Source organism: Streptomyces vietnamensis (assembly GCF_000830005.1).
Classification (GTDB): domain Bacteria; phylum Actinomycetota; class Actinomycetes; order Streptomycetales; family Streptomycetaceae; genus Streptomyces; species Streptomyces vietnamensis.
The window spans coordinates 1,247,526-1,273,068 of the sequence record NZ_CP010407.1 but is presented as its reverse complement, the minus strand read 5'-3'; the positions used below and the strand labels follow the sequence as shown (position 1 = coordinate 1,273,068).

The 25,543-nt window shown below is 73.6% G+C and carries 19 protein-coding genes; 7 read left to right on the top strand and 12 right to left on the bottom strand.

Features of this window, described 5'->3' with window-relative positions; all coding sequences use genetic code 11:
• The first annotated feature begins 50 nt into the window (after window positions 1-50).
• Complete coding sequence (locus SVTN_RS05450) at window positions 51-842, top strand: metal-dependent hydrolase (RefSeq protein ID WP_041128025.1); 792 nt, start codon at window positions 51-53, stop codon at window positions 840-842.
• Here SVTN_RS05450 and SVTN_RS05445 read toward each other — a convergent pair.
• Window positions 839-1,603 (bottom strand): TetR/AcrR family transcriptional regulator, encoded by a 765-nt coding sequence (locus SVTN_RS05445; protein WP_052498994.1) that lies wholly within the window; start codon window positions 1,601-1,603, stop codon window positions 839-841. The genes SVTN_RS05450 and SVTN_RS05445 overlap by 4 nt on opposite strands.
• A 110-nt stretch (window positions 1,604-1,713) precedes the next feature.
• On the opposite strand from SVTN_RS05445, the gene SVTN_RS05440 reads away from it, so the two are divergent.
• Window positions 1,714-2,421 carry an NAD(P)-dependent oxidoreductase gene (locus tag SVTN_RS05440; RefSeq protein ID WP_041128024.1) on the top strand — a complete coding sequence of 236 codons (708 nt, stop codon included), beginning with the start codon at window positions 1,714-1,716 and terminating at the stop codon, window positions 2,419-2,421.
• Window positions 2,422-2,569: 148 nt separating this feature from the next.
• On the opposite strand, the gene SVTN_RS05435 is transcribed toward SVTN_RS05440, so the two are convergent.
• Window positions 2,570-4,351, bottom strand: coding sequence for an ABC transporter ATP-binding protein (locus tag SVTN_RS05435; RefSeq protein WP_041128023.1), 1,782 nt, complete (start codon window positions 4,349-4,351; stop codon window positions 2,570-2,572).
• Window positions 4,348-6,153, bottom strand: a complete 1,806-nt coding sequence (locus SVTN_RS05430; RefSeq protein ID WP_041128022.1) for an ABC transporter transmembrane domain-containing protein — start codon at window positions 6,151-6,153, stop codon at window positions 4,348-4,350. Before SVTN_RS05430 ends, SVTN_RS05435 begins: the two co-directional genes overlap by 4 nt.
• Window positions 6,154-6,360: 207 nt before the next feature.
• Between SVTN_RS05430 and SVTN_RS05425 the strand changes: the two genes are divergently transcribed.
• Window positions 6,361-7,974 carry a peptide-N4-asparagine amidase gene (locus SVTN_RS05425; RefSeq protein ID WP_041128021.1) on the top strand — a complete coding sequence of 538 codons (1,614 nt, stop codon included), beginning with the start codon at window positions 6,361-6,363 and terminating at the stop codon, window positions 7,972-7,974.
• 52 nt (window positions 7,975-8,026) lie between these two features.
• On the opposite strand, the gene SVTN_RS05420 is transcribed toward SVTN_RS05425, so the two are convergent.
• The 3 genes from SVTN_RS05420 to SVTN_RS05410 all read right to left on the bottom strand — a co-directional run bounded on the left by SVTN_RS05420 (window position 8,027) and on the right by SVTN_RS05410 (window position 13,044).
• Complete coding sequence (locus tag SVTN_RS05420; RefSeq protein WP_041128020.1) at window positions 8,027-9,442, bottom strand: Gfo/Idh/MocA family protein; 1,416 nt, start codon at window positions 9,440-9,442, stop codon at window positions 8,027-8,029.
• Window positions 9,443-9,599: 157 nt separating this feature from the next.
• Window positions 9,600-12,524, bottom strand: a complete 2,925-nt coding sequence (locus tag SVTN_RS05415; RefSeq protein ID WP_041128019.1) for an FAD-binding and (Fe-S)-binding domain-containing protein — start codon at window positions 12,522-12,524, stop codon at window positions 9,600-9,602.
• Window positions 12,525-12,564: 40 nt separating this feature from the next.
• Window positions 12,565-13,044, bottom strand: coding sequence for a MarR family winged helix-turn-helix transcriptional regulator (locus SVTN_RS05410; protein ID WP_041128018.1), 480 nt, complete (start codon window positions 13,042-13,044; stop codon window positions 12,565-12,567).
• Window positions 13,045-13,134: 90 nt separating this feature from the next.
• Between SVTN_RS05410 and SVTN_RS05405 the strand changes: the two genes are divergently transcribed.
• On the top strand, window positions 13,135-14,979 hold the full coding sequence (locus tag SVTN_RS05405; protein ID WP_041128017.1) for an ABC transporter ATP-binding protein: 1,845 nt from the start codon (window positions 13,135-13,137) through the stop codon (window positions 14,977-14,979).
• Between the two features lie 274 nt (window positions 14,980-15,253).
• Here the strand turns inward: SVTN_RS05405 and SVTN_RS05400 are convergent, their stop codons facing one another.
• Genes SVTN_RS05400 through SVTN_RS05380 form a run of 5 tightly spaced genes read right to left on the bottom strand, consistent with a single transcriptional unit; the run spans window position 15,254 to window position 20,264 of the window.
• Complete coding sequence (locus tag SVTN_RS05400; protein WP_041128016.1) at window positions 15,254-16,363, bottom strand: NAD(P)-binding domain-containing protein; 1,110 nt, start codon at window positions 16,361-16,363, stop codon at window positions 15,254-15,256.
• Window positions 16,364-16,420: 57 nt separating this feature from the next.
• Window positions 16,421-17,632 (bottom strand): LLM class flavin-dependent oxidoreductase, encoded by a 1,212-nt coding sequence (locus SVTN_RS05395; protein ID WP_041128015.1) that lies wholly within the window; start codon window positions 17,630-17,632, stop codon window positions 16,421-16,423.
• Window positions 17,632-18,663: an ABC transporter substrate-binding protein gene (locus tag SVTN_RS05390; protein ID WP_041128014.1), complete on the bottom strand. Its 1,032-nt coding sequence runs from the start codon at window positions 18,661-18,663 to the stop codon at window positions 17,632-17,634. Before SVTN_RS05390 ends, SVTN_RS05395 begins: the two co-directional genes overlap by 1 nt.
• Before the next feature lie 33 nt (window positions 18,664-18,696).
• Window positions 18,697-19,431, bottom strand: a complete 735-nt coding sequence (locus SVTN_RS05385) for an ABC transporter ATP-binding protein (protein ID WP_041128013.1) — start codon at window positions 19,429-19,431, stop codon at window positions 18,697-18,699.
• Window positions 19,404-20,264, bottom strand: a complete 861-nt coding sequence (locus SVTN_RS05380; protein ID WP_041128012.1) for an ABC transporter permease — start codon at window positions 20,262-20,264, stop codon at window positions 19,404-19,406. The genes SVTN_RS05385 and SVTN_RS05380 overlap by 28 nt, the downstream gene beginning before the upstream one ends.
• A gap of 473 nt (window positions 20,265-20,737) precedes the next feature.
• Here SVTN_RS05380 and SVTN_RS05375 point away from each other — a divergent pair, with 473 nt between their 5' ends.
• From SVTN_RS05375 to SVTN_RS05365, 3 genes are read left to right on the top strand one after another with little or no spacing between them, the layout of a single operon-like run.
• Complete coding sequence (locus tag SVTN_RS05375; RefSeq protein WP_041128011.1) at window positions 20,738-21,874, top strand: hypothetical protein; 1,137 nt, start codon at window positions 20,738-20,740, stop codon at window positions 21,872-21,874.
• A gap of 40 nt (window positions 21,875-21,914) precedes the next feature.
• Window positions 21,915-22,463 carry a nitrobindin family protein gene (locus SVTN_RS05370; protein ID WP_041128010.1) on the top strand — a complete coding sequence of 183 codons (549 nt, stop codon included), beginning with the start codon at window positions 21,915-21,917 and terminating at the stop codon, window positions 22,461-22,463.
• Between the two features lie 23 nt (window positions 22,464-22,486).
• Complete coding sequence (locus SVTN_RS05365) at window positions 22,487-24,499, top strand: prolyl oligopeptidase family serine peptidase (RefSeq protein ID WP_041128009.1); 2,013 nt, start codon at window positions 22,487-22,489, stop codon at window positions 24,497-24,499.
• A 21-nt stretch (window positions 24,500-24,520) separates the two neighbouring features.
• Here the strand turns inward: SVTN_RS05365 and SVTN_RS05360 are convergent, their stop codons facing one another.
• Window positions 24,521-25,519, bottom strand: a complete 999-nt coding sequence (locus SVTN_RS05360; protein ID WP_174518232.1) for a helix-turn-helix domain-containing protein — start codon at window positions 25,517-25,519, stop codon at window positions 24,521-24,523.
• Window positions 25,520-25,543 lie beyond the last annotated feature (24 nt).

Sequence of the window (25,543 nt, the reverse complement as noted above, 5' to 3'; positions counted from 1 at the left end):
GACCGGCCGTCAACTGGGCGCCGGCAGGGGAGAAACGGGGCGGGTCAACCATGATGGGACCGGCGCACTCGCTGTCCGGAGCGGCGGCCTGGCTGGGTGTCGGAGCGGCCGCGGCCGCCTTCGACCACCCGATGCCCTGGCCGGTTCTCGTCGCCGGCGCGCTCATCTGCGCGGGTGCCGCCCTCGCGCCCGACCTCGACCACAAGTCGGCGACCATCTCCCGCGCCTTCGGGCCGGTCTCCCGGGGCCTCTGCGAGATCGTCGACAAGCTGTCGTACGCCGTCTACAAGGCCACCCGCTCCTCCTCCGACCCCCGCAGGTCCGGCGGACACCGGACCCTCACCCACACCTGGCTCTGGGCGGTCCTGATCGGCGCCGGGGCCTCCGTCGCGGCCGTCACCGGCGGCCGCTGGGCCGTCCTCGCGATCCTCTTCGTGCACCTGGTGCTCGCCGTGGAAGGCCTGCTGTGGCGGGCCGCCCGGGTCTCCAGCGACGTCCTGGTCTGGCTGCTCGGCGCCGCCGGCGCCTGGATCCTGGCGGGCGTCCTCGACCAGCCCGGCAACGGCGCCGGCTGGCTCTTCACCGAGCCGGGCCAGGAGTACCTGTGGCTGGGCCTGCCCATCGTCCTCGGCGCGCTCGTGCACGACATCGGCGACGCCCTGACCGTCTCCGGCTGCCCGATCCTGTGGCCCATCCCCGTCGGCCGCAAGCGCTGGTACCCGCTCGGCCCGCCCAAGGGCATGCGCTTCCGGGCCGGCAGCTGGGTCGAGCTCAAGGTCCTGATGCCCGCCTTCATGGTCCTGGGCGGGGTGGGCGGAGCCTCGGCGCTGGGCTTCTTCTAGCCGCCGTCAGCTGCCGTCCTCTGGTCGAGGGGGACGCCCAGCGTCCGCACGAGGCGCCCCAACTCCTCCTCGAAGAGCTTGTCCGGGCTCGCCGTCTGGCGGCCGAGGTGCCCGTACACCTCCAGGGCCACGAGCCCGTGCAGGTGCCCCCAGAGGCGCAGGGCGAGCGCGACACCGGCGGGCGGCAGGTCGGGGAAGGCCGGGCGCACCTTGTCGAGGAGCCCGGCGTCGAAGTCGGACCAGGTGAACGCGCTGTCCCGGTAGAGGAGTTCGGCGTACGGCCAGGCCGCCGCGGCGAGCCCGGCGAGCCCGGTGCACACCCGACGGGCCGCGTCCGGGGCGGGGCCCGCCTCGGGGGCCCGGTAGCCGGGCACGGGATCGCCGTAGACGAGGCGGAAGCCCTCGGGGTTCGTCAGGGCCCAGGTGCGGAAGGCGCGGGCCCAGGCCAGGATCCGGGCGGCGGGATCCTCGGCGCGGGCGGCGGCCCAGGCCGACTCCACGGAGTCGGCGAGCGCCGAGTACACGTCGTCGATGAGCGTGGTGACCAGGTCGTCGCGGGTGGCGAAGTAGCCGTAGATCGCGTTGGCCGTCATGCCCATCTCGCGGGCGATGGCCCGCAGGGTGATGGCGTCGGGGCCGCCCCCGGCCATCAGGCGCAGGGCCGTGCCCTTGATCTCGGCCGTGGTCTCGGCCCGTAGCCGCTCACGCCGTCCCCGTACGGCCGGGGCCGTTCCCGTCCGTGTCTCCGTCGTCCCGCTCATCGGGCCACCCTATCGCTTCCTTGGCGGGCGTATGGAAACTGCACGCCGTGAACTTCACGGCGTATAGTTTTCGCACGCCGTCACGTCAGATGTGATCACAGGGGAGAGCCATGCACATCGGAGTCATCGGAGCCACCGGCACCATCGGCAGTCGCGTCGTCGCGGAGGCGCTGGAACGGGGGCACCTCGTCAGGGCCTTCAGCCGCGACGCGACGGAGGTGGCCGCCGGGGAGACCCGCTCCCGCATCACGTGGGCGAGCCTCGACGTCCTCGACGCGGAGGCCGTCGCCGCCGTCCTGCCCGGACTCGACGTCCTCGTCAGCGCCTTCCAGCCCGGGAACGCGTCTCTGGACCTCGCGGACACCGTCCGCCGCTCCATCGCCGACGCCGGCGTGTACGCCACCGCCGCACGGGCCCTGCTCAAGGCCCTGGAGAGCCACCCCAGGACCCGGCTGATCGTCATCGGCGGCGCGGGCAGCCTGGAGGTCGAGCCCGGTGTGGTCCTCGCCGACACGGAGGAGCAACTGCACGAGACCCTCGACGCGGTGGGCCTGCCCCGCGAGTACGCGGCAGCGGTACGGGGCCACCGGGACGCGCTGAACGTGCTGCGCACCTCGAACCGCCGGTGGACCTACTTCAGCCCCGCCGAGGACATCGCGCCCGGCGAGCGCACCGGCCGCTTCCGCATCGGCGAGGACCAGCCGGTCCGGGACGCCGAGGGCCGCAGCCGCATCTCGGCGGAGGACGCGGCCGTGGCCCTCGTCGACGAGGCGGAACTGCCCCGCTTCGTCCAGCGCCGCTTCACGATCGGCTACTGACCGGCGCCGCCCGGGCCGTGCTCGACGCACGGCCCGGCCCGGGTCCGGTTCGGTGTGTCGTGCGACGGTCCGGCCCGGGTCCGGTTCGCCGTACGACGGCCGGCCCGGGTTCGGTCTGTCGTGCGACGGTCCGGTTCGACGCTCTGGTTCAGCCGTGCCAGGACCGCCACAGCGCCGCGTACGCCCCGTCCGCCGCGACCAGCTCCTCGTGGCTGCCGAGCTCGCTGATCCGGCCCGCCTCGACCACCGCGATCAGGTCGGCGTCGTGCGCGGTGTGCAGCCGGTGCGCGATGGCCACGACCGTACGGCCCTCCAGGACCCGGCCGAGCGAGCGCTCCAGGTGCCGGGCCGCGCGCGGGTCGAGCAGCGAGGTCGCCTCGTCCAGGACCAGGGTGTGCGGGCCCGCCAGGACGAGCCGGGCGAGCGCGACCTGCTGGGCCTGCGCCGGGGTCAGCGACCGGCCGCCCGAGCCGACCTCGGTGTCGAGGCCCTCGTCGAGGGCCCGGGCCCAGCCCTCCGCGTCCACCGCCGCGAGCGCCGCCCACAGGTCGGTGTCGGCGGCCCCGGTCCTGGCCAGGAGCAGATTGTCGCGGAGGGAGCCCACGAAGACGTGGTGCTCCTGGTTGACCAGGGCCACGTGCTCGCGGACCCGCTCGGCGGGCATCCGGGCCAGCTCGGCGGCCCCGAGGGTGACCGAACCGGTCCTCGGGGCGTAGATCCCCGCCAGCAGCCGGCCCAGGGTGGACTTGCCCGCGCCCGACGGGCCGACCAGGGCGAGCCGGGTGCCGGGCGCCACCTTCAGGGACACCTCGTGCAGCACGTCGACGCCCTCGCGGTAGCCGAACCGGACCTCGTCCGCCTCCACCGCCCGGCCCTCGGGCCGCACCTCCCGGTCGCCCGCGTCCGGCTCGATCTCCCGGACGCCGACGAGCCGGGCCAGCGACACCTGCGCGACCTGGAGCTCGTCGTACCAGCGCAGCACGATCCCGATCGGGTCCACCAGCATCTGCGCGAGCAGCGCCCCCGTCGTCAGCTGTCCCACGTCGATCCATCCTTGGAACACGAACACCCCGCCGAGCAGCAGGACCGCGCACAGCACCGTCGTATGGGTGAGGTTGATGACGGGGAAGAGAACCGAGCGCAGGAAGAGCGTGTACCGCTCCCACGCCACCCACTCCGAGATCCGCCGGTCCGACAGCGCGATCCGCCGCGCGCCGAGGCGGTGCGCCTCGACCGTGCGGCCCGCGTCGACGGTCTCGGCGAGCGCGCCGGCCACCGCCGCGTACCCCGCGGACTCCGCGCGGTACGCGGACGGCGCCCGCCTGAAGTACCACCGGCAGCCCACGATCAGCAGCGGCGCGGCGAGCAGCGCGGCGAGCGCGAGCGGCGGCGCGGTCACCATGAGGCCGCCGAGCAGCAGCCCCGCCCAGACGACGCCGATGACCAGCTGGGGCACGGCCTCGCGCATGGCGTTCGCGAGCCGGTCGACGTCCGTGGTGATCCGGGAGAGCAGGTCGCCCGCCCCGGCCCGTTCGAGCACGCCCGGCGGCAGGCCGACCGCGCGGACGAGGAAGTCCTCGCGCAGATCCGCGAGCATCTCCTCGCCGAGCATCGCCCCGCGCAGCCGGACCAGCCGCGTGAACACCGTCTGGACGAGCAGCGCGACCGCGAACAGTGCGACCGTACGCTCCAGATGGAGGTCACGGGCCCCGTCCGCGAGGCCGTCCACCACCGAACCGAGCAGGTACGGGCCGGCCATCGAGGCGGTCACGGCGACCGCGTTCACCCCGATGAGCAGCGCGAACGCCCGGCGGTGCCGGCGCAGCAGCTCACGGACATAGCCGCGGACGGTGGCGGTCCCGGCGACGGGCAGCGTCGTCGCCGTCTTCGGGGCCGCCGGGTCGTACTCCGGCGGCGCCAGGCCGATCATGCCGATTCCCCTTCCAGTGCGTCGAGTTCGACGGCGCGGCCGTCGGCGGTGGCGAGTTCCTCGTCGGTCTCGCGGGTGACGACCGCGCGGTAGCGCGGCTCCGTGGCGAGCAGCCCGCGGTGGCTGCCGACGGCGACCGCCTGGCCCTCGTGGACCAGCACGACGCAGTGGGCGCGGTCCAGGACCAGCGGCGAGGAGGTGAGCACCACCGTGGTCCTGGTCCTCCGCAGCTCCGCGATCCAGGTGGCGACGGCTGCCTCGGTGTGCGCGTCGACCGCCGAGGTCGGCTCGTCGAGGACGAGCACCTCCGGGTCGGCGAACAGGGACCGGGCCAGGGCGAGCCGCTGGCGCTGGCCGCCGGAGAGCGAGCGGCCCCGCTCGGTGATGCGGGTGAGCATCGGATCGCCGCCGGTGGCGACGGAGGCCTGCGCGAGCGCGTCGAGGACGTCGTCGCACTGGGCGGCGGCGAGCGCATGCTCGGCCCGGACCTTGCCCGACGTGGGAACGTCGAGCAGCTCGCGGAGGGTGCCCGAGAGCAGCACCGGCTCCTTGTCCTGGACGAGGACGACGGTACGGGCGTCCTCCAGCGGCAGTTCGTCGAGCGGCACCCCGCCGAGCAGCACCGAGGTGTGGTCGGCGTCCGGCTCCGTCGGGTGGCCGCCGAGCCGGTCCGCGAGCCGCCCGGCCACGTCCGGATCGCCGCAGACGACGGCCGTGAACAGCCCGGCGGGGGCGCGCAGCCCGGTCAGCGGGTCGTACAGGTCGCCGCCGGCCTCGACCTCCCGGGGCTTCGGGACCGTGGTCGTCGTGCGGGTCAGGGAGAGGACCCGGGCGGCCCGCTTCGCGGACGGCCGCGAGAAGGAGAAGGCCTGGGCGATCTCCTCGAAGTTCCGCAGCGCGTGATGGGTGAGGGCCACCGCGCTGTAGACGGTGACCAGCTCGCCGACCTCGATCCGGCCGTCGAGCGCGAGCTTCGTCCCGTACGCCACCACGGCGATGAGCAGCAGGCCCGGCAGCACGACCTGGATCGCGGCGATCAGCGCCCACATCCGCGCACTGTGCACGGCCGCCCGGCGGACCTCCTGGGAGGCGGCGCGGTAGCGGCCGAGGAAGAGCTCCTCGCCGCCGATGCCGCGCAGCACCCGGAGTCCGGCGACCGTGTCGGAGGCCAGCTCGGTGGCCTTGCCGGCTTTCTCGCGCTGGACGTCCGCCCGGCGGGCCGCGTGGGGGAGCAGCGGCAGCACGGCGAGGGCGAGGACGGGGATGCCGGCGGCGACCACGACACCCAGGGCCGGCTGGTAGACGACGAGGCCGACGCAGATGACGACCAGGGTGACGGCGGCCGCGGCGAACCGGGACAGCGCCTCGACGAACCAGCCGATCCGCTCGACGTCACCGGTCGACACGGCGACGACTTCTCCGGCGGCGACCCGCCGGGTCAGGACGGAGCCCAGTTCGGCGGTCTTGCGGGAGAGGAGCTGCTGCACACGGGCGGCGGCGGTGATCCAGTTGGTGACGGCGGTGCGGTGGAGCATGACGTCACCGGCCGCGATCGCCGCCCCGAGGGCCAGGAGCAGCACCCCGGCGAGCGCGAGCCGTCCGCCGTCGCGGTCCACGACTGCCTGGACGGCGAGACCGACGCCGAGCGGCAGACCGGCGATGCCCAGATGGTGCAGCAGCCCCCAGAGCAGGCATTTCACCTGCCCGCCGAGCTGTTGTCGGCCGAGCCAGAGGAGGAACCGGGTGCCCGAGCGGACATCGGGGACCCCCGGGTCGGCGTAGGGAAGATCTCGAATCTGCATGGCTGCCCAGGATCTCCGGGTCGGTTCTGGAGGATCGCGCGCCGATGGTGTGCCACGGCGGTGTGCGACGGCGGGGTGGAAACCGCGCAAGGTTCGCGTTTCCGCCCGGGAGCGGCAATCGATTTTCCGCAGCGAGGGAACAGATCGCGCCATGTCCGCTCATCGTCCTCTGGACCGCGCCGGACGACCGCGCTTCACTTCCGCCCCATGAGATCACTCAAGATCACGAGCGTGATCGGCGGTCTGGTGCTCGCCGCCGGCGCGCTGTTCACCGCCCACCCGGCCGCCGCCGACGGTCCGAACGGCCCGACGCCGCCCGCCGAGTTCACCACCGACTGGCACGACCCGGTCACCGCCGCCCCGCCCGTCGACACCCCCGGCACACGCAGCTGCGAGGTCACCCTCGCCGCCGCGCAGTTCCGCGACTTCACCCCGTACCGGGGGAGCTACACCCCGCCGAAGGAGTGCGGCACGGGCAAGGGCTGGAACAAGGTCGTCCTGCGCCTCGACGGACAGGTCAAGGGCCGCCAGTACGACCGACTCGGCTACCTGACCCTCGGCGGCGTCGAGATCCTCCGCACCTCCACCCCCGAGCCCTCTCCCGACGGCATCAGCTGGTCCGTGGAGAAGGACGTCACCCGCTACCGCGACACCCTCAGCCGCCCGCAGCCCGTCGAGATGCTCATCGGCAACGTCGTGAACGAGACGTACACCGGTGTCATCGACGTCCGCGTCACCCTCACCTTCCACACCGCCGAGGGCCGCGTGAAGCCCGCCGCCGGCACCCCCGACCGGGTCGTCCCGCTCACCGGCGCCACCCTCACCACCCCGCGCAACACCGAACGCGTCCTCGCCGAGGTGTACGCCACCGGATCCGGCGGAGGCTGCGAGGAGTTCTGGTACCTCACCGTCCCCGACGCCGCCCCCTACTCCTGCAAGGCCGCCGACGGGCCCTACCGGGAGGTGCGGATCTCCGTCGACGGGAAGCTCGCCGGCATCGCGGCCCCCTTCCCGCACGTGTGGACCGGCGGCTGGTCCAACCCCTTCCTCTGGTACGTGACACCCGCGCCGCGCGCCTTCGACGTGCAGCCGATCACCTACGACCTGACGCCCTTCGCGGCCCTGTTCAACGACGGCGCGGCCCACCGCGTCGAGGTCTCCGTCGCCGGCGTCCCCGCCGGGCAGTCCGGCTGGAGCATTCCCACCAACGTGCTCCTCTGGCAGGACGAGGGCAGCGAGGTCGTCACCGGCGGCCTGGACCGGCACGAGCTCGGCACCCCGCGCAACTCCGCCGTGTACACGGCCGGTTCGCCCGACGTCCTGGAGACCACCGGCGGCGACACGCTCACCGTCGCCGGGCACCTGAACACCTCGCACGGCCGGGTCGCCACGACCGTCACCCGTACCGTCGACCACCGCTCCACGCACCGCTGGGGCGCCGACGAGAACCCGGACGCGCTCACCGCCCGCTGGACCGACGACGAGACCGTGACCGTCGGCCGGACCGCGACCCGCACCCGGCACACGTACACCATGGACGGCGAGATCAGTGTCGACGCCGCGAACCGGCTGCGGACCGTCCTCACCGTCGGCGACCGCGCCGCCGTCGACGTCGTCCGGGGAGACAAGCGGCTGTCCTGGTCGCGCCTCGACGACACGTACACCGGCGACGCCTCCTTCACCCTCGGCGTCCCGCGCGACCAGCGGCACGCGGTCGGCACCGGCACCGAGCGCTACCGCCTGTACGGCTCCGCCGGCTGCTACGACCGGAGCCTGACGACCGTCCAGGGCACGGTCACCGAGGACCTCCGGCGCTGCTGAACACGACGGTGCCCGGCCCCTCGCGAGGAGGGGCCGGGCATCCGCGGCCCCGTCAGGCCGGCTTCGCCGAGTCCACGCCCGCGCGGGCCTTCTGCCACTCGCCGCGCGTGAAGTCGGGGATCTCCTGCGGCGCCCCGTTCGCCTTGATCGAGGCGTGGCTGAGCGGCACCGGAGCCGTCCAGGTGGCGGCGTCGTACACGTCGAAGTCCGGCGGAAGGCCCAGCTGGAGGCACTGCATCAGGCGGAAGACCATGAGGTAGTCCATGCCGCCGTGGCCGCCCGGCGGATTGGCGTGCTCCTTCCACAGCCAGTGGTCGAACTCGGCCGCGTACGCCGAGAAGTCGCCCCACACGTCGTCCTTGTGGTCCGGCTCCAGGTAGATCCGGGCCGGGTAGTCCTCGAAGACCCCCCGCGTACCGCCGAGGCTGTTGATCCTGCTGTACGGGTGCGGGGTGGAGACGTCGTGCTCCAGGCGGATCAGCCGGCCCTTGGCCGTCTTGACCATGCTGATCGTCCGGTCGCTCTCGATGTACGTCTCCTTCCAGCTCGGGTCGCCGGGCGGCATGTTCGCCGCGCGGTACTCGGCGAGACCGAGCGCCGGGGTGCCGAAGCTGCTGATGCTCAGCACCCGGTCGCCCCGGTTGACGTCCATGTAGTTCGCGACCGGACCGAAGCCGTGGTTCGGGTAGAGGTCCCCGCGCCGCCGCGTGTGCCAGAGACGGCGCCACGGCCCCTCGTAGTACGTCGGCGAGAACATCAGACCGCGCAGGTCGTGGTTGTACGCCCCCGCGCCGTGCAGCAGCTCCCCGAACCTGCCCGCGTGCGCCATCCGCAGCACCCGCATCTCGTTCCGCCCGTAGCAGCAGTTCTCCAGCTGCATGCAGTGGCGGCGGGTCTGCTCCGACAGGTCGACGAGCTCCCACAGGTCGGCGAGCTCCATCGCGACCGGACACTCCACGCCGACGTGCTTGCCGCCCAGCATCGCCGCCCTGGCGATCGCGAAGTGCGTCTCCCAGGGCGTCGCCACGTAGACGAAGTCGAGGTCCGTGCGGGTGCAGAGGTTCTCGTAGTCCTCCTCGCCGTGGGTGTACAGGGCGGGGGCGGGCTGTCCGGCGGCGACGACGGTCGAGGCGGCCCGCTCGGCCTTCTCGCGCACCGGGTCGCAGACGGCGACCACCCGGACCCAGGGGAGGGCGAGGAAGTTGCCGATCATGCTCGCGCCGCGGTTGCCGAGCCCGACGATGCCGATCCGTACGGTGGAACGGCCCTCGAACGGGACCCCGGCCATGGTGGCGCCGCGGCGCTTCGGCACGGCGGCGGATCCCGGCGGGGCCGAGGGGACGGATTCGGTGGCGGCCCGTGCGGTCCGGCCGCTCAGGGCGCCGATGCCGAGGCCCGTTCCGGCGGCTCCCGCAGTGGTCCTGAGGACCTTGCGGCGGCTCGGGGTGCGGGGCGTCTGGTCGTCCATGGAACCTCCCTTCTCGCGACGGGTGGTTGGACCATACTGTTCCGGTTCCGCCGCCGAGCCGCACCGGCCGCCGATGATCACTCGAACATACGAAGGGCCCCTCACCGCTCGGGGTGAGGGGCCCTGCCCGCCGGGGAAGAGACCGGCTGACGGACGGTCAGGGGCGGGTCGCGCGCTCCAGCGCGAGCAGCACCGAGCCGTAGCTCCGGCCCGTCGCCCGGTCCATCCCGATCTCGCACATCCGGTTGGCCGAGAGGTGGACGTCGAACGGCCGGGCCGTGACCTCGGCCGCCTCGCGGGCCGTCGCCGAGGCCGTCAGCTCCGGATGCAGCATCCCCCGGTCGCCCGCGAAGGCGCAGCAGCCCGCGTCGGCGGGGACGACGACCTCCTCCGCGCAGGCCTCGGCGAGCGCGGTGAGCTTCTCCTCGTCTCCCAGGTGCCGCATCGAGCAGGTCGGATGGACCACGGCCGAGGCGACGCGGCGCCGCACGTCGAGCCGGGGGAGCAGCTCGTCCGCCGCCCACACCAGCGAGTCCACCACGGTCAGTTCGGCGTGCAGCTCCCGGTTGTCCTCCGTCAGGTACGGCACCACCTCGTGGGCGATCCCGAGGGTGCAGGAGGAGGCGTCCACCACGAGCGGCAGCTTCCCGCCGGCCGTCCAGCCCCAGGCGGCCTCGACGATCCGGTTCGCCATCACCTCGTTGCCCCGCTCGTACCCCTTGGAGTGCCAGATCGTCGCGCAGCACGTTCCGGCCACGTCGTCGGGGATCCACACCGGCCGCCCGGCCCGCGCGGACACGGCGACGACGGCCTCCGGGAGCGAGGGACCGCGCTCGCCGTCCGGGTTGCCGAAGATGCGGTTCACGCAGGCCGGGTAGTAGACGGCGGTCGCCGCCGGGCGGTGGGTGCGGGGCAGCCGCCGGGCCGCCGCGGCCGGGAGCTCGGGCAGCCACTCCGGTACGAGGTCGGGGCGGACGGCCCGGCGGGCGAGGCCCGTCACCGAGCCCAGGACCCGGTCGCCGATCCGGTCCGCGGCGGCGACCGCGAGCCGCGCGGAGGCCTCCACGGCGCGGAAGTTCCTCGCGGCCAGGGCGGCGAGTCGCTCCTCGCGCGCCGAGTGCCGCTCGTGCCGGAACTCCTTCATCAGCGCCCCCGTGTCGATCCCGACCGGGCAGGCCAGCTTGCAGGTGGAGTCGCCGGCGCAGGTGTCGACGGCGTCGTAGCCGTACGACTCCAGGAGCCGGGCCTCGACGGGGGAGCCGTCGGGCTGGCGCATCATCTCCCGGCGCAGCACGATCCGCTGGCGCGGAGTGGTCGTCAGGTCGTGGCTGGGGCAGGTCGGTTCGCAGAAGCCGCACTCGATGCAGGGGTCGGCGATCCGCTCCACGGTCGGGATCGTCTTCAGACCGCGCAGATGGGCCTGCGGGTCGCGGTCCAGGACGATCCGCGGGGCGAGCACACCGGCCGGGTCGATGGCCTCCTTGACCCGCCACATCAGCTCGGTCGCCTTCGCCCCCCACTCCAGCTCGAGGAAGGGCGCGATGTTGCGGCCGGTGGCGTGCTCCGCCTTCAGCGAGCCGTCGAAGCGCTCCACGGTCAGCTTGCAGAACTCGTCCATGAAGGCCGCGTACCGCTCGACGTCGGAGGGGTCGGCCGCGTCGAAGGCGAGCAGGAAGTGGAGGTTGCCGTGGGCCGCGTGGCCGGCCACGGCCGCGTCGAAGCCGTGCCGGGCCTGGAGGTCGAGCAGCGAGGCGCAGGCCTCCGCGAGCCGGTCCGGCGGCACCGCGAAGTCCTCGGTGATCAGGGTCGTACCGGAGGGGCGGGAGCCGCCGACCGCCGTCACGAAGGCCCTGCGGGCCTTCCAGTAGCCGGAGATCCGCCTCGGGTCGCGGGTGAAGGCGTTCTCCACGGAGGCCACCGGGGCGACCAGGTCGAGACCGTCGAGCACGGCCCGCGCCGCCCGCTCGTACGCCTCCAGGGCCGGTGCGTCCGGGGCCCGGAACTCGACCAGGAGCGCCGCCGTCTCCTTCGGCAGCTCCGCCCAGTCGGCGGGCACGCCCGACACCCGCACCGAGGCCCGCAGCGTGTTGCCGTCCATCAGCTCGACGGCGAGCGCCCCGGCCTCGTTGAACAGGGGCACGGCCGCGGCGGCGGCCGGCAGCGAGGGGAAGAAGAGCAGGGCCGTGGACACCTCGCGGTCCAGCGGCAGGGTGTCGAAGACGACCTCGGAGATGAAGCCGAAGGTGCCCTCGGAGCCGACCATCAGGCCGCGCAGGATCCGCACCGGGGTGTCGCCGTCGAGGAAGGCGTCGAGCCGGTAGCCGTTGGTGTTCTTGATGGCGTGCTTGGCGCGGATCCGGGCCGTCAGCTCGGCGTCCGCCTCGATCTCCGCCTTCAGCGCCATCAGCTCCGCGCACAGCCTCGGCTCGGCGCGCGCGAGCTCCTCGTCGGCGTCCGGGTCCGCCGTGTCGACCACGGTCCCGCTCGGCAGCACGACGGTGAGGGAGGCGAGGGTGCGGTACGAGTTCCGGGTGGTGCCGGCCGTCATGCCCGAGGCGTTGTTGGCGACGACCCCGCCGATCGTGCAGGCGACCGCGCTGGCCGGATCGGGTCCCAGGACCCGCCCGTGCGGGGCGAGCGCGGCATTGGCCCGCACCACGGTGGTGCCGGGCCGGATCCGGGCCCGGGCGCCGCCGTCCAGGACCTCGACGCCCGCCCAGTGGCGGCGCACGTCCACGAGGATGTCCTCGCCCTGCGCCTGCCCGTTCAGACTGGTCCCGGCGGCCCGGAAGACCACCTCGCGGCCCTTGCCGTGGGCGTACGACAGGACGGCGGAGACGTCGTCGATGTCCTCGGCGACCACGACGACCTGCGGGACGAAGCGGTACGGGCTCGCGTCCGAGGCGTAGCGCACCAGGTCGGAGACCTTCGACAGGACCTTCCCGGGCCCGAGGAGCTCGGTGAGCTCCTCGCGCAGCCGCCGCGGCGTGCCCCGGGCCTGGAGCTCCGGCACGCGGTCCGGGGCGGGGGTCCGCTTCGTGCCGGGACGGAGGGCCTGCGGGTCGGGCTCAAACAGCGGCATGTCACGACTCCCCATTCGGCGCGTCCCCGCACCCGACGGGTCAGCAGCCGCGCTCCGGGCCGGGGTCGACCAGGGCGGACAGCAGACCCTCGAGCACCTCGCGCTGTTCGACGGTCAATGGAGCAAGGATGTCCTCTGCGGCGGCCCGGCGCGCGCTGCGCAGCTCGCGCAGCGTGGCGCGTCCCGCGTCGGTGAGCTCGATCCGCACCACCCGGCGGTTGCTCGGGTCGGGCACCCGGCGCACCCGGTCGCCCGCTTCCAGGCCGTCGACGAGACTGGTCACGGCCCTCGGGACGACCTCCAGGCGGGCCGCGAGGTCGGCCATCCGGGGCGGCTCCCCGAAGTGCGCGACCGTGCGCAGGAGCCGGGACTGCGCGGGCGTGATGCCGACCGGCTCCAGGTGGCGCTTCTGGATGCGGTGCAGGCGCCGGGTGAGCCGCAGCAGCTGCTCGGCGAGGAGGCCGTCGGTGTCGGTCCCGCTCGGCCGCTCAGGGCTGCTCGGACGGTCGGAGGTGCTCATGCGGGAACAATATCAGGACCATGTTCATTGTGAGTATAGGTAACAATGAGCTATGGTCTTCATCGACCGTCTCGTCTCCCGAAGGAGCCCATGCGCCCCCACGACCAGTCCGACTGGACGCCCCCGCCCCGCGACTCCGGCCAGCCCAAGGAGCCCGCCCAGGTGCGGCGGATCCTTCGGCTCTTCCGCCCCTACCGCGCGCGCCTCGCGCTCGTCGGCCTCCTGGTCGGCGCCGCCTCGCTCGTGTCGGTCGCCTCGCCGTTCCTCCTCCGGGAGATCCTGGACACCGCGATCCCCCAGGGCCGCACCGGGCTGCTCAGCCTGCTCGCCCTCGGCATGATCGCCACCGCCGTCCTCACCAGCGTCTTCGGCGTGCTCCAGACCCTCATCTCGACCACCGTCGGCCAGCGCGTCATGCACGACCTGCGCACCGGGGTCTACGAGCAGCTCCAGCGGATGCCGCTCGCCTTCTTCACGCGCACGCGTACGGGCGAGGTCCAGTCCCGCATCGCCAACGACATCGGCGGCATGCAGGCGACCGTGACCTCCACGGCCACCTCCCTCGTCTCCAACCTCACCGCCGTCGTCGCGACCGTCGTCGCCATGCTCGCCCTCGACTGGCGGCTCACCCTCGTCTCGCTGCTCCTGCTGCCGGTCTTCGTCTGGATCAGCCGGCGCGTCGGCCGCGAGCGCAAGAAGATCACCACCCAGCGCCAGAAGCAGATGGCCGCCATGGCCGCGACCGTCACCGAGTCCCTCTCGGTCAGCGGCATCCTGCTCGGCCGCACCATGGGCCGCGCCGACTCGCTGACCAGGTCCTTCGCCGAGGAGTCCGAGCGCCTCGTCGACCTCGAAGTGCGCTCCTCCATGGCCGGGCGGTGGCGGATGTCCACCATCGGCATCGTCATGGCCGCCATGCCCGCCCTGATCTACTGGGCCGCCGGCATCGCCCTCGGCTCGGGCGGCTCGGAGATCTCGCTCGGCACGCTCGTCGCCTTCGTCTCGCTCCAGCAGGGCCTCTTCCGGCCCGCCGTCAGCCTGCTCTCCACCGGCGTGCAGGTGCAGACCTCCCTCGCGCTCTTCCAGCGCATCTTCGAATACCTCGACCTGCCCGTCGACATCACCGAACCCGACGAGCCGGTCCGGCTGGCGAAGATCCGCGGCGAGGTCGCCTTCGAGAAGGTCGAGTTCCACTACGACCTCGAGGGGCAGGGCCGCCCCACCCTGGACGGCATCGACGTGACCGTCCCCGCCGGCGGCAGCCTGGCCGTCGTCGGCCCCACCGGCTCCGGCAAGTCCACCCTCAGCTACCTGGTGCCCCGGCTGTACGACGTCACCGGCGGCCGCGTCACCCTCGACGGGGTCGACGTGCGCGACCTGGACTTCGACACCCTCGCCCGCGCCGTCGGCGTCGTCTCCCAGGAGACGTACCTCTTCCACGCCTCCGTCGCCGACAACCTCCGCTTCGCCAAGCCGGACGCCACCGACGAGGAGATAGAGGCCGCCGCGCGCGCCGCCCAGATCCACGAGCACATCGCCTCGCTCCCCGAGGGGTACGACACCCTCGTCGGCGAGCGCGGCTACCGCTTCTCCGGCGGCGAGAAGCAGCGCCTCGCCATCGCGCGCACCATCCTGCGGGACCCGCCGGTGCTGATCCTCGACGAGGCGACCAGCGCCCTCGACACCCGGACCGAGCACGCGGTGCAGCGCGCCATCGACGCCCTGTCGGCCGGCCGCACCACGATCACCATCGCCCACCGGCTCTCCACCGTCCGCGACGCCGACCAGATCGTCGTCCTGGAGGCGGGCGGCATCGCGGAGCGCGGGACGCACGAGGAGCTCCTCGCCCAGGACGGGCGGTACGCGGCCCTGGTCCGCCGGGACGCCCGTACCGAACAGGCGAACGTGGGAGCGGTTGTTCCCCAGAACGTGTGATCGTTCCGGGATTCGTTGCCCGGCTCCCCTGAGGCATCGGAAGATTACGGAGTGCGAGCGACGGGCTGCAGACCGCGACCGCACACGTCCCACTGATGTACCTGTACGAGGAGAAGCACCACCATGAACGTCATCACCAACCTGCTCGCCGGCGTCCTCCACTTCCTGGGCTGGCTCGTCTGACGATCGCAGTGCCCGGCGCCGTCGGTCCCCCGTCCCAGGGGGCCGGCGGCGCCGCCGCGTGCGCGCTCGCCGGGTTCGCGCAACCGGCAGGTCAGACGGTCGGCGCGGCGACCCGGTCGCGGTCCAGGAGGCGGCGGATGTCGGAGACGGCCGCGCGGCCCGCCCGGTTGGCGCCGATCGTCGAGGCCGAGGGGCCGTAGCCGACGAGGTGGACGCGTTCGTCCCGTACCGCGCGCGTGCCCTCCACCTGGATGCCGCCGCCCGGCTCCCGCAGCCGCAGCGGCGCCAGATGGTCGATCGCCGCCCGGAAACCGGTCGCCCACAGGATGACGTCCACGTCGACCGTCCGGCCGTCGTCCCAGGCCACCCCGGTCGGGGTGATCCGGTCGAACATCGGCTGCCGGTCCAGGATCCCGCGCGCGCGTGCCGCGCGGATCGCGTCGTTGAGGGGAAGTCCCGTGACCGAGACGACGCTCTGAGGCGGCAGCCCGCGCCGTACCCGGTCCTCGACCAGGGCGACGGCCGCGCGGCCCTCCACCTCGCCGAAGGGGCCCTCGCGGTAGACGGGCTCGCGCCGGGTCACCCAGGTCGTCCCCGCGGCGACCTCGGCGATCTCCATGAGGTGCTGGGTGCCCGAGGCCCCGCCGCCCACGACGAGCACCCGCTTCCCGGCGAACGCCTCGGGGCCCGGGTACTGGGCGGTGTGCAGCTGACGGCCCCGGAAGGTCTCCTGCCCCGGGTAGCGCGGCCAGAACGGACGGTCCCAGGTGCCCGTCGCGTTGATCAGGGCCCGGGTCGCGTACACGCCCTCCGAGGTCTCGACCCGGAGCCGGCCGCCCTCGCCCTCCCGGACGGCCGTGACGTCGACGGGCCGGTGGACCCGCAGGTCGAAGGTCCGCTCGTACGTGTCGAAGTACGCGCCGATCACCTCCGAGGAGGGGCGCGAGGGATCGGCCCCGGTCAGCTCCATGCCGGGCAGCGCGTGCATCCCGTGGACCTTGCCGTACGTGAGCGAGGGCCAGCGGAACTGCCAGGCGCCGCCCGGGTTCGGGGCGTGGTCCAGGACGACGAAGTCCCGGTCCGGCTCCAGGCCGGCGCGCCGCAGGTGGAAGGCGGCCGAGAGCCCCGCCTGCCCGGCGCCGATGACGACGACGTCCACCGTCCTGACCTCTGCGACCTCTTCGAACCCGAAATCGTTCACGCTTCCACCAACCGGGGCGGGGGTGCGGTTCTTCCCGCACCCCCGCAGGCCGGGGGACTACCGCCCGCCGGACACGAGCAGCGGCGCACCGCCCGGAGCCGAGGCCGGGCGGCCGTTCGCCGCCGGCACGCCGAGCAACGGGGAGACGGGGGCCGACGGCAGCAGCCCGCGCGCCGCCAGCTCGGGCGTCACGCCCTCGCCGAACCAGTACGCCTCCTCCAGATGCGGGTAGCCGGACAGGACGAAGTGCTCCACACCCAGGTCGTGGTACTCCTCGATCCGGTCCGCCACGTCCGCGTGGCTGCCGACGAGCGCGGTCCCGGCCCCGCCCCGTACCAGACCGACGCCCGCCCACAGGTTCGGCGAGATCTCCAGCCGGTCGCGGTCGAGCGAACCGCCGCCGTGCAGCGCCAGCATCCGCTGCTGGCCGACCGACTCGCTCCGGCCGAGCAGCTCCTGCGCCGCCGCGACGGTCTCCGCGTCGAGATCGGAGAGCAGCCGGTCGGCCGTCGCCCAGGCCTCGCGCGCCGAATCGCGCGAGATCGTGTGCAGCCGGATCCCGAACCGGACCGTCCGGCCGCGTTCCTCCGCGAGCCGCCGGATCCAGTCGATCTTCTCCTTCACCTGCCACGGCGGCTCGCCCCACGTCAGGTACACGTCGGCGTGCTCCGCCGCGACCGGACCGGCCGCCGCGGACGAACCGCCGAAGAAGATCTCGGGCAGCGGGTCCGGCGGCAGCGCGGTGAGCCCGCCCTCGATCCGGAAGTGCTCGCCCTCGAAGTCGTACGGCCGCCCGCCCCACACGCCCCGCACCACCGAGAGGAACTCGGCCGTGCGCGCGTACCGCCGGTCGTGGTCGAGATGGTCGCCGAAGCGGCGCTGCTCGGCCGAGTCGCCGCCGGTCACGACGTTGAGCAGCAGCCGCCCCCGGGTGATCCGCTGGTACGTGGACGCCATCTGCGCCGCGAGCACCGGTGAGATCACTCCCGGCCGGAACGCCACCAGGAACTTGAGGCGCTCGGTGTGCTGGGCCAGCGCGACCGTCGTCAGCCAGGCGTCCTCGCACCACGTGCCGGTCGGCGTCAGCACGGCCTCGAAGCCCAGCTGCTCGGCCGCCTTGGCGATCTGGACGAGGTAGTCGATGTCGGGGGCGCGCACCCCGGACACGGTCCGGTTCCGGGTGATCCCGCCGTCCGTGTAGGCGTGCCGGTCGACGAGGGTCCGGCCGTCGCCGCCGGTCGGCAGGAACCAGTGCAGATGGACGGTCATCAGGAGGCCTTTCCGTAGCTGCGCGCCGGGGTCGTGGAGGGCGGCAGGTCCTTGTTGAAGCGGGTGTCGACGTAGTCGGCGAAGCGGAACGTGTGCGGGATCAGCTTGAGTTCGGCGAAGGTGTCGGCGATCTTCTGCTCGGAGGCGATCGCCGCGTCGTCGAGGGCGACGGGGATGCGGGTCCCGTTGCTGCGCTTCACTGCGGCCAGCGCCACCTCGTACGGCAGCCCGGTCTCCTTCGCCCAGGCCTTCGCCCAGTCCTCGGGGTGGTCGAACACCCAGCCCTGGGCGCGGCGCAGCCGCTCGACGAGGTCGCCGATCGCCTTCGCCTTCTCCCGGTCGGCCAGCGCCGAGGGGGCCGCGACCTGGAAGCCGAGGCCGTTGACGAGGCCGCGCCCGTCGGTCAGCACCCGGCCCTTGCCGCTCAGCAGGACCTGGGAGGTGTACGGGTCCCAGACCGCCCAGGCGTCGACCTTGCCGCTGGTGAACGCGGCCAGGGCGTCGGCCGGCTGCAACAGGCTGACCTGGACGTCGTCGAGCCCCAGACCGGCCTGACGGAGCGAGGAGATCAGCTGGAAGTGGGCGGAGCTGCCCTGGGCGACGGCGATCCGCTTCCCCTTCAGGTCCCGCGCGGTGCGCAGCGGCGAGTCCTTGGGGACGAGGATCGCCTCGCCCGCGGAGTCGCCGTGCGTCGCGGCGACCACGGTGATCTTCGAGCCCGCGCCGGCGGCGAAGACGGGCGGCGTGTTGCCGACGGTGCCGATGTCGACGGCCTTGGCGTTGACCGCTTCCAGGAGCGGTGGGCCGGAGGTGAACGTCGACCACTTGATCCGGTACGGGAGGTCGTCGAGCTCACCGGCGGCACGCAGCAGGGCCTCGGAGCCGCCCTTCTGGTCGCCGACGTTCAGGACGAGGGAGCCCTTGCCGTCGGAGTTCGTGGTGTCGCCGGCCGCGGAGGCACCGGAGCAGGCGGAGGCGAGCAGGGCGAGCGGCACGAGCAGTGCCGCGGCGGACAGACGGAAGGATTTCACGGTCGTCTCCTCGGAGAGTGTTCGGTGTGGTGGTCAGGACGTCGTGCTTGTTGCCAACTCGGCATCCGCCACGCCCAGTTCGGCGAGCAGGCGGGTGCGGAGCGCGGCGAGCGCGGGATCGCCGGGGGAGCGGGGCCGGTCGAGGTCGACGGCGGTGTCGTACGCGATCACGCCGTCCCGCATCACCAGCGCCCGGTCCGCGAGCAGCAGCGCCTCGTCGACGTCGTGCGTGACGAGCAGCACCGTGCAGCCGCGCCGCTGCCACAGCTCGGCCACGAGCCGCTGGGCCTTGATCCGGGTCAGCGCGTCGAGCGCGCCGAACGGCTCGTCGAGCAGCAGCAGATCCGGATCCCTTACCAACGCCCGGGCGAGGGACGCGCGTTGGGCCTCCCCGCCCGACAGGGTCTTCGGCCACGCTCCCGAGCGGTGGCCGAGCCCCACCTCGGCGAGCGCCTTCTCCGCCACCGCGCGGCCCGGCTTCCCCGGCAGCCCGAGCAGCACGTTCCGCCAGACCTTCTTCCAGGGCATGAGGCGCGGCGCCTGGAAGGCGACCGCGCGGCGGCGCGGCACCAGGACCGTGCCGGAGACCTCCCGGTCGAGGCCCGCGAGGATCCGCAGGAGGGTCGACTTGCCGCAGCCGCTGTGCCCGAGGAGCGCCGTGAACTGCCCGGCGCGCAGGGTCAGATCGAGCCCGTCGACGACGGGACGCCCGTCGAAGGAGCGGGTGAGACCCTGGACGGTCACTGCCCCGTGAAGGTCGGTCGCCATTGCAGCAGGAGCCTTTCGAGAGTGCGGACGAGGGCGTCGGCGAGCAGGCCGAGGAAGGCGTAGACGACCAGGCAGACGACGATCACGTCCGTGCGGAAGAACTCCCGCGCCTGGTTCATGAGGAAGCCGATCCCGGCGTCGGCGTTGATCGACTCGCCGAAGACGAGCGCGAGCCAGGCCGTGGCCAGGGAGTAGCGGAGGCCGGTCATCGCCCCGGGCAGCGCCCCCGGCAGGACGACGTGCCGGACCAGACCCCACCGGCCGAGCCCCAGGGACTCGCCCGCCTCGACGAGCCCCGCGTCGACGCCCCGGATCCCGGCGTACACGTTCAGATAGAGGTGGAAGGCGACGCCGAGGGCGATCAGCGCCACCTTGGGCGCCTCGCCGATCCCCAGCCAGATGATGAACAGCGGGATGAGTCCGACCCACGGCACCGTCCGCAGCATCTGCACGGGAGCGTCGACGAGGTCCTCCCCGAGCCGCGAGAGCCCGGACACCAGGGCGAGCGCGATCCCCACCACCCCGCCGAGGAGCAGCCCCACGGCGACCCGGCGCAGCGAGACGCCCATCGCGGTCGGCAGCGTCCCGTCCCCGACCAGCTCGCCGGCGGCCCGGGCGATGGTCCCCGGCGAGGCGAGCACGTCCGCCGGAAGCACCCCCGCCGCACTGCTCGCCTGCCAGAGGACGAGCAGCAGCACCGGGCCCACGGTCCGGCGCAGCCAGCGCGGAACGGACGGGCCGCGGCCGGGCCCCCGGGCGGGAGTCAGGGACTCGACATCCGGCAAAGGCGATATGTCGGGCGGGGACGAGGGCGGGGCATGGTCGACCGTCATGACGGACTCCGGGGGAGAGGGAGGCGAAGGTACGCGTCAGCGGCCGTGGGCGCGGGGTGAACACGCGCGCACGGCGAGCAGAGCCTCAGAAGAGGCGCGGTGAAGGGGAAAGGGCGTCAGCAGCCGCGGCGACACGCGGCGGAGGCCACCCGCAGCAGGTCGATGTGACCGCGCGTGGTGAGCAGGGCTGTACGCAACATGGCGCGAACGTAGCGGTCGCCACGCGCCGGGTCAACGGCGTCTCGGCCCCTGGACGCGCGGCCCGCGCCTGCTGAAACGACCGAACTGACGGAACCGACCGGACCGAAGAACCGACCGAACCGAAAGGACCGGCCGAACCGAAAGGACCGGCCGGACCGAAGGAACCGACCGAACCGACCGAACCGACGTGCGACCGTGCCCCACGTGTGATCACCGCGCCCTAGTCTCCAACAGGGGTACACCGACAGCACGTTCACGACGGGGGAGACGACATGACGTACCGGCGCGCGGCGATACCCGCGCTGATCGGCGGGCTGCTGCTCACCGCACTCCTGTGGTGGGCGGGATCCAGCGCCGATGCGCTGCAGCTGCCCGGCAGCGGCGGGACGCTCGGCACCGGGGCGGTCGCCGAGCTCCAGCGCTGGCTGACCCCCTGGGCGTACGACCCCCCGGTCTTCCTCGACTCCGGCGCGCAGGCCTCCGGCTACGTCCCGGACACCTCGGGCGGCGACCACCGCGACCACTACGGCGGGCTGTACACGACCGGGCTCCAGATCCGGTACGGAGCCGTCCTCGTCGCCTTCGTGCTCGGTGCGCTGCTCCTGGTCCGCAGGCTGCCGCCCGTGCGCGGGCGGACGACGGCCGCGTTCCTCGCGCTGTGGGCCTGGGGCGCGGTGGCCGGGACCCTGGCGCTCGCCGTGTCCGCCCCGTGGATGATCGCCTCGATGGGACACGGCAGTTACCGCCTCCTGCCCCAGCTGGCGAACGTGATCGCCGGCGGACGGCAGCTCCCCGTGGCCGTCTCGCTCGTCGCGGCGGGAGCGACCGTCCTCGTCGCGCGGATCACCGCCGGGGGCGCGGGACCGCTGCCCCGCACGGACGTCCCGGTCCGCGCCGCGCGCCTGGCCGCCACCGCCGGGACCGCCGTGATCGCCCTGTCCGTGGTCGTCCTCTCGTACCAGCGGGTCGCCGCCGCCCTCCAGGAGTTCTCCCCGGACGGCGGACTCCTCTCCGAGCCCGGCGACCTGCTGCGCCAGTGGCTGCTGCTCGGCGCCTGGGACGGCCCGGCGGGCGGCCCGCTCGGCGACTGGCTCCTCTACCGCGCCTCCGACGTCCTCCTCCTCGCCGTCGTCTGGTGGGCCCTGAGCCGGCTCCCCGGGCTCCTCACCCGGGTCACGCTCCCGGCCATGGCGGTGGGCGCGGTCTGCGTCACCGTCCTCGGGCTGCTCGCGGCCCAGCTCCTCCGGATCGCGGTCGTCCAGGCGGGCCCCCAGCAGGACCTCCTCTACTCCACCGCCGGCATCGGCAACGGCATCCCGGCCGCCCTGACCTGCGGCCTCGTGGCCGGGGCCGTCGCCACCACGGTCCTTCGGCTCTCCCTGCGGGGCGCGCCGGACCCCGCGGCCTAAGCTGCCGTACGGCACAGGTCCCGACCCAGGAGCACACCCCATGAACGACCGCGACCGGCAGCACCCGTACCCCGACGCGTTCCGGGCGGACGAGGCGCCCGCGCCGCACGCGCTGCTCGCCCCGGTGACCGGGCTGCTCGGGACCTGGGTCGGGCGCGGCCGGGGCGGCTATCCCTCGCTCGCCGAGGAGTTCGCGTACGAGCAGGAGGTCACCTTCAGCCACGACGGGCGCCCCTTCCTGCACTACGAGGCACGGGCCTGGCTGATCGACGAGACCGGCACCCCGCTGCGGCCCTCGGCCCGGGAGAGCGGCTGGTGGCGGCTGCAGCCCGAAGGCGGGGTCGAGGCGCTGATCACCCAGCCCACCGGCATCGCGGAGATCGCCGTCGGCCGCGCGGACGGCACCACCGTCGACCTCACCACCCACGAGGTCGCGCTCGCCCCCACCGCCAAGCAGGTCGACGCCACCCGCCGCCGCTACACCCTCACCGGCGAGGACACCCTCGACTTCGTCCACGACCTCGCCGCCGTCGGCCGCCCGCTCCAGCACCACCTCGCGGTACGGCTCCACCGCGAGAGCGGGAGCTGACCCGGGTCCCGCACAATACGGGGGTGAGCGAAGACGACCCGTACCTGTGGCTGGAAGACATCTCCGGCGAGGCCGCCCTCGCGTGGGTGGCCGAGCGGAACGCCGAGACGGCGGACGTGCTGGCCGCCGACGCCGGGTTCGCCCCGCTGAAGGCGCGCGTGAGGGAGGTGCTCGACGCCTCGGACCGCATCCCGTACACCGCGCGTCGCGGCGCGTACCTCTACAACTTCTGGCGCGACGCCGAGCACGTGCGCGGGGTGTGGCGGCGCACGACCCTGGAGCAGTACCGCAAGGACGCGCCCGAGTGGGAGGTCCTCCTCGACGTCGACGCGCTGGCCGCCGCGGAGGGCGAGAAGTGGGTGTGGGACGGGGCGCGGGTGCGCCGTCCCGCCTACGACCGGGCCCTGGTGCGCCTGTCCCGGGACGGCGGGGACGCCGTCGTGGTCCGCGAATTCGACCTCGCCACGCGGGAGTTCGTCGAGGACGGCTTCGAGGTGCCGGAGGCGAAGACGCGGATCGGCTGGATCGACGCCGACACCGTCCTCGTCGGCACGGACACCGGACCGGGCTCGCTGACCGACTCCGGCTATCCGCGCACGGTCCGCCGCTGGCGGCGCGGCACGCCGATCGAGGAGTCCGAGCTCGTCTACGAGGCCGCGGACACGGACGTCTCGGCCTGGGGGTACCGCGACGACACGCCCGGCTTCGAGCGGGACTTCGTCGGCCGCTCGCTCGACTTCTTCCGCAGCGAGACGTACCTCCTGGAGCCCGACGGCACCACCGTACGCATCGACGTCCCCGACGACGCCGTCGTCCACGCCCACCGCCGGCACCTGCTCGTCACCCTGAAGTCCGAGTGGCTCGGGCAGCCCACCGGCTCCCTCCTCGCGTTCGACTTCGACGCCTTCCTCGCGGGCGACCGGACCCCCGAGGTGCTGTTCGCCCCGGACGCGCGGACGGCCCTCGCCGGGCACTCCTGGACCCGCCACCATCTGATCCTGGAGACGATGCGGGACGTCAGCACCCACCTCGAGGTCCTCACCCCGGGCCGCGACGGCACCGGCTGGACGCGCACCCCGCTCGTCGGCGTCCCGGCGCTGTCCGCCGTGAGCGTCGTGGACACGGACCCGGACGTCTCCGACGAGTACTTCCTCGACGTCTCGGGCTTCCTCCAGCCCTCCAGCCTCCACCGCGGGCACATCGGCGGAGACACGGAGGTCCTCAAGCAGGCCCCGGACCGCTTCGACACCGCCGGACTCACCGTCGAGCAGTACTTCGCGACCTCCGCCGACGGCACCCGCGTGCCGTACTTCGTCATCGGCCCCGACCACGTCGCCGCCGGTCCCGGCCCCACCCTGCTCTACGGCTACGGCGGCTTCGAGGTCTCCCTCACCCCGTACTACGGCGCCGTCACCGGCCGGGCGTGGCTGGAGGGCGGCGGCACGTACGTCATCGCGAACATCCGGGGCGGCGGCGAGTACGGGCCGGACTGGCACCAGGCCGCGCTGCGCGCCGAACGCCCGCGGGCCTTCGAGGACTTCGCGGCCGTCGCGAAGGACCTCGTCGCCCGGGGCATCACCACCCCGGACCGGCTCGGCGCCTCCGGCGGCAGCAACGGCGGCCTGCTCATGGGCGCGATGCTCACCCGCCACCCGGAGCTGTTCGGCGCGATCGTCGCGCAGGTCCCGCTGCTCGACATGACCCGCTTCCACAAGCTCCTCGCGGGCGCGTCCTGGATCGCCGAGTACGGCGACCCGGACGACCCGGCCGACCTCGCCCACCTGCGGGAACTCTCCCCGTACCACCGGATCGAGGCCGACCGGACCTATCCGCCGGTGCTCCTGATGACCTCCACCCGCGACGACCGCGTCCACCCCGGCCACGCCCGCAAGACGGCGGCCCGGCTGCGGGAGCTCGGCCACCCCGTCCTGTTCCACGAGAACACCGGCGGCGGCCACGCGGGCGCCGGGGACAACGAACAGGCCGCCCACAACAGCGCCCTCGTGCACACCTTCCTCAGGCGGCACCTGACCTGACGCGCCTGACCCGGCCCGTGCCTACAGCCAGCCCTGGCGCTGCGCCTGCAGCGCCATCTGGAAGCGGCTCGTGGCGCCGAGCCGGGCCATGAGGACCTGGATCCGGCGGAAGAGCGTGCGACGGCTGACCCCGATCTCCCGGGCGATGACGTCGTCGCTCGCCCCGCCCGCGAGCAGCCAGAGCAGCCGGCGGTCGGCGGGCAGCAGTCCGGCGGGCAGCACGCCCGCCGGACGGGCCGTGCGGCCGTGGAACGGCAGGGCGCTCTGCCAGGTCTGCTCGAACAGGGCCACCAGGGCGGACAGGAGCCCGCACGGCTGCACGACCAGCATCGTGTTGTGCACGTCGGCCTCCCTGATCGACAGCGACACCAGCGCGTACGCCTCGTCGATGATCATGAGCTTCACCGGGAGCGACGGCAGCACCCTCGCCTGCTCGCCCGCCTCGATGCACGGCTCGATGACCGTCCGCATCTTGTCCGGGTGCTCGAGCGACGCCTGGGAGTAGATGACCCGCTGCGTCACCCCCCGGGCCAGCGTCGCGAGCGCGTCGTCGGTCGAGCCCGGGATGGGCGTGTACGGGGGCGTGTCGAACTGCCGGATCTGCTCGCGGGCACTGGCCCAGGCCTGCCGGCTCCGGGGACCGATCGCGTCGCCGGTGACGACCTCCACGAGATCGTCGTTGTACGCGGCGAGCCGCTGCCGCCGGAACGACTCGAAGGCGCCCCCGACGGTGAGCCGCGACTCGTCGAGCTCGGCCGCCCGGTGCCGTCCCAGGATCTCCAGGCCCGCGGCCGGGGGCACCGGGGCCACCAGGTCGGGGCCCTGCGCCGCCGGACTCGCCAGGCCCGCGTCGACCAGCTCCCCGTACGCCGCCGCAAGCTCCGCGCCGTCGAGCCCGGCCGCGGAACCGACGGCGTCGAGCGGCGCGGGACCGAGGTCCAGGAGCCGGACGTAGACCCGGCGGGCCTCCTCGCCGATCCCCAGGAGCCGGAGCGCCTCACTGAGCTTCGCGTTCGCCATGGACCGCATTATCGGCCCGCCCCG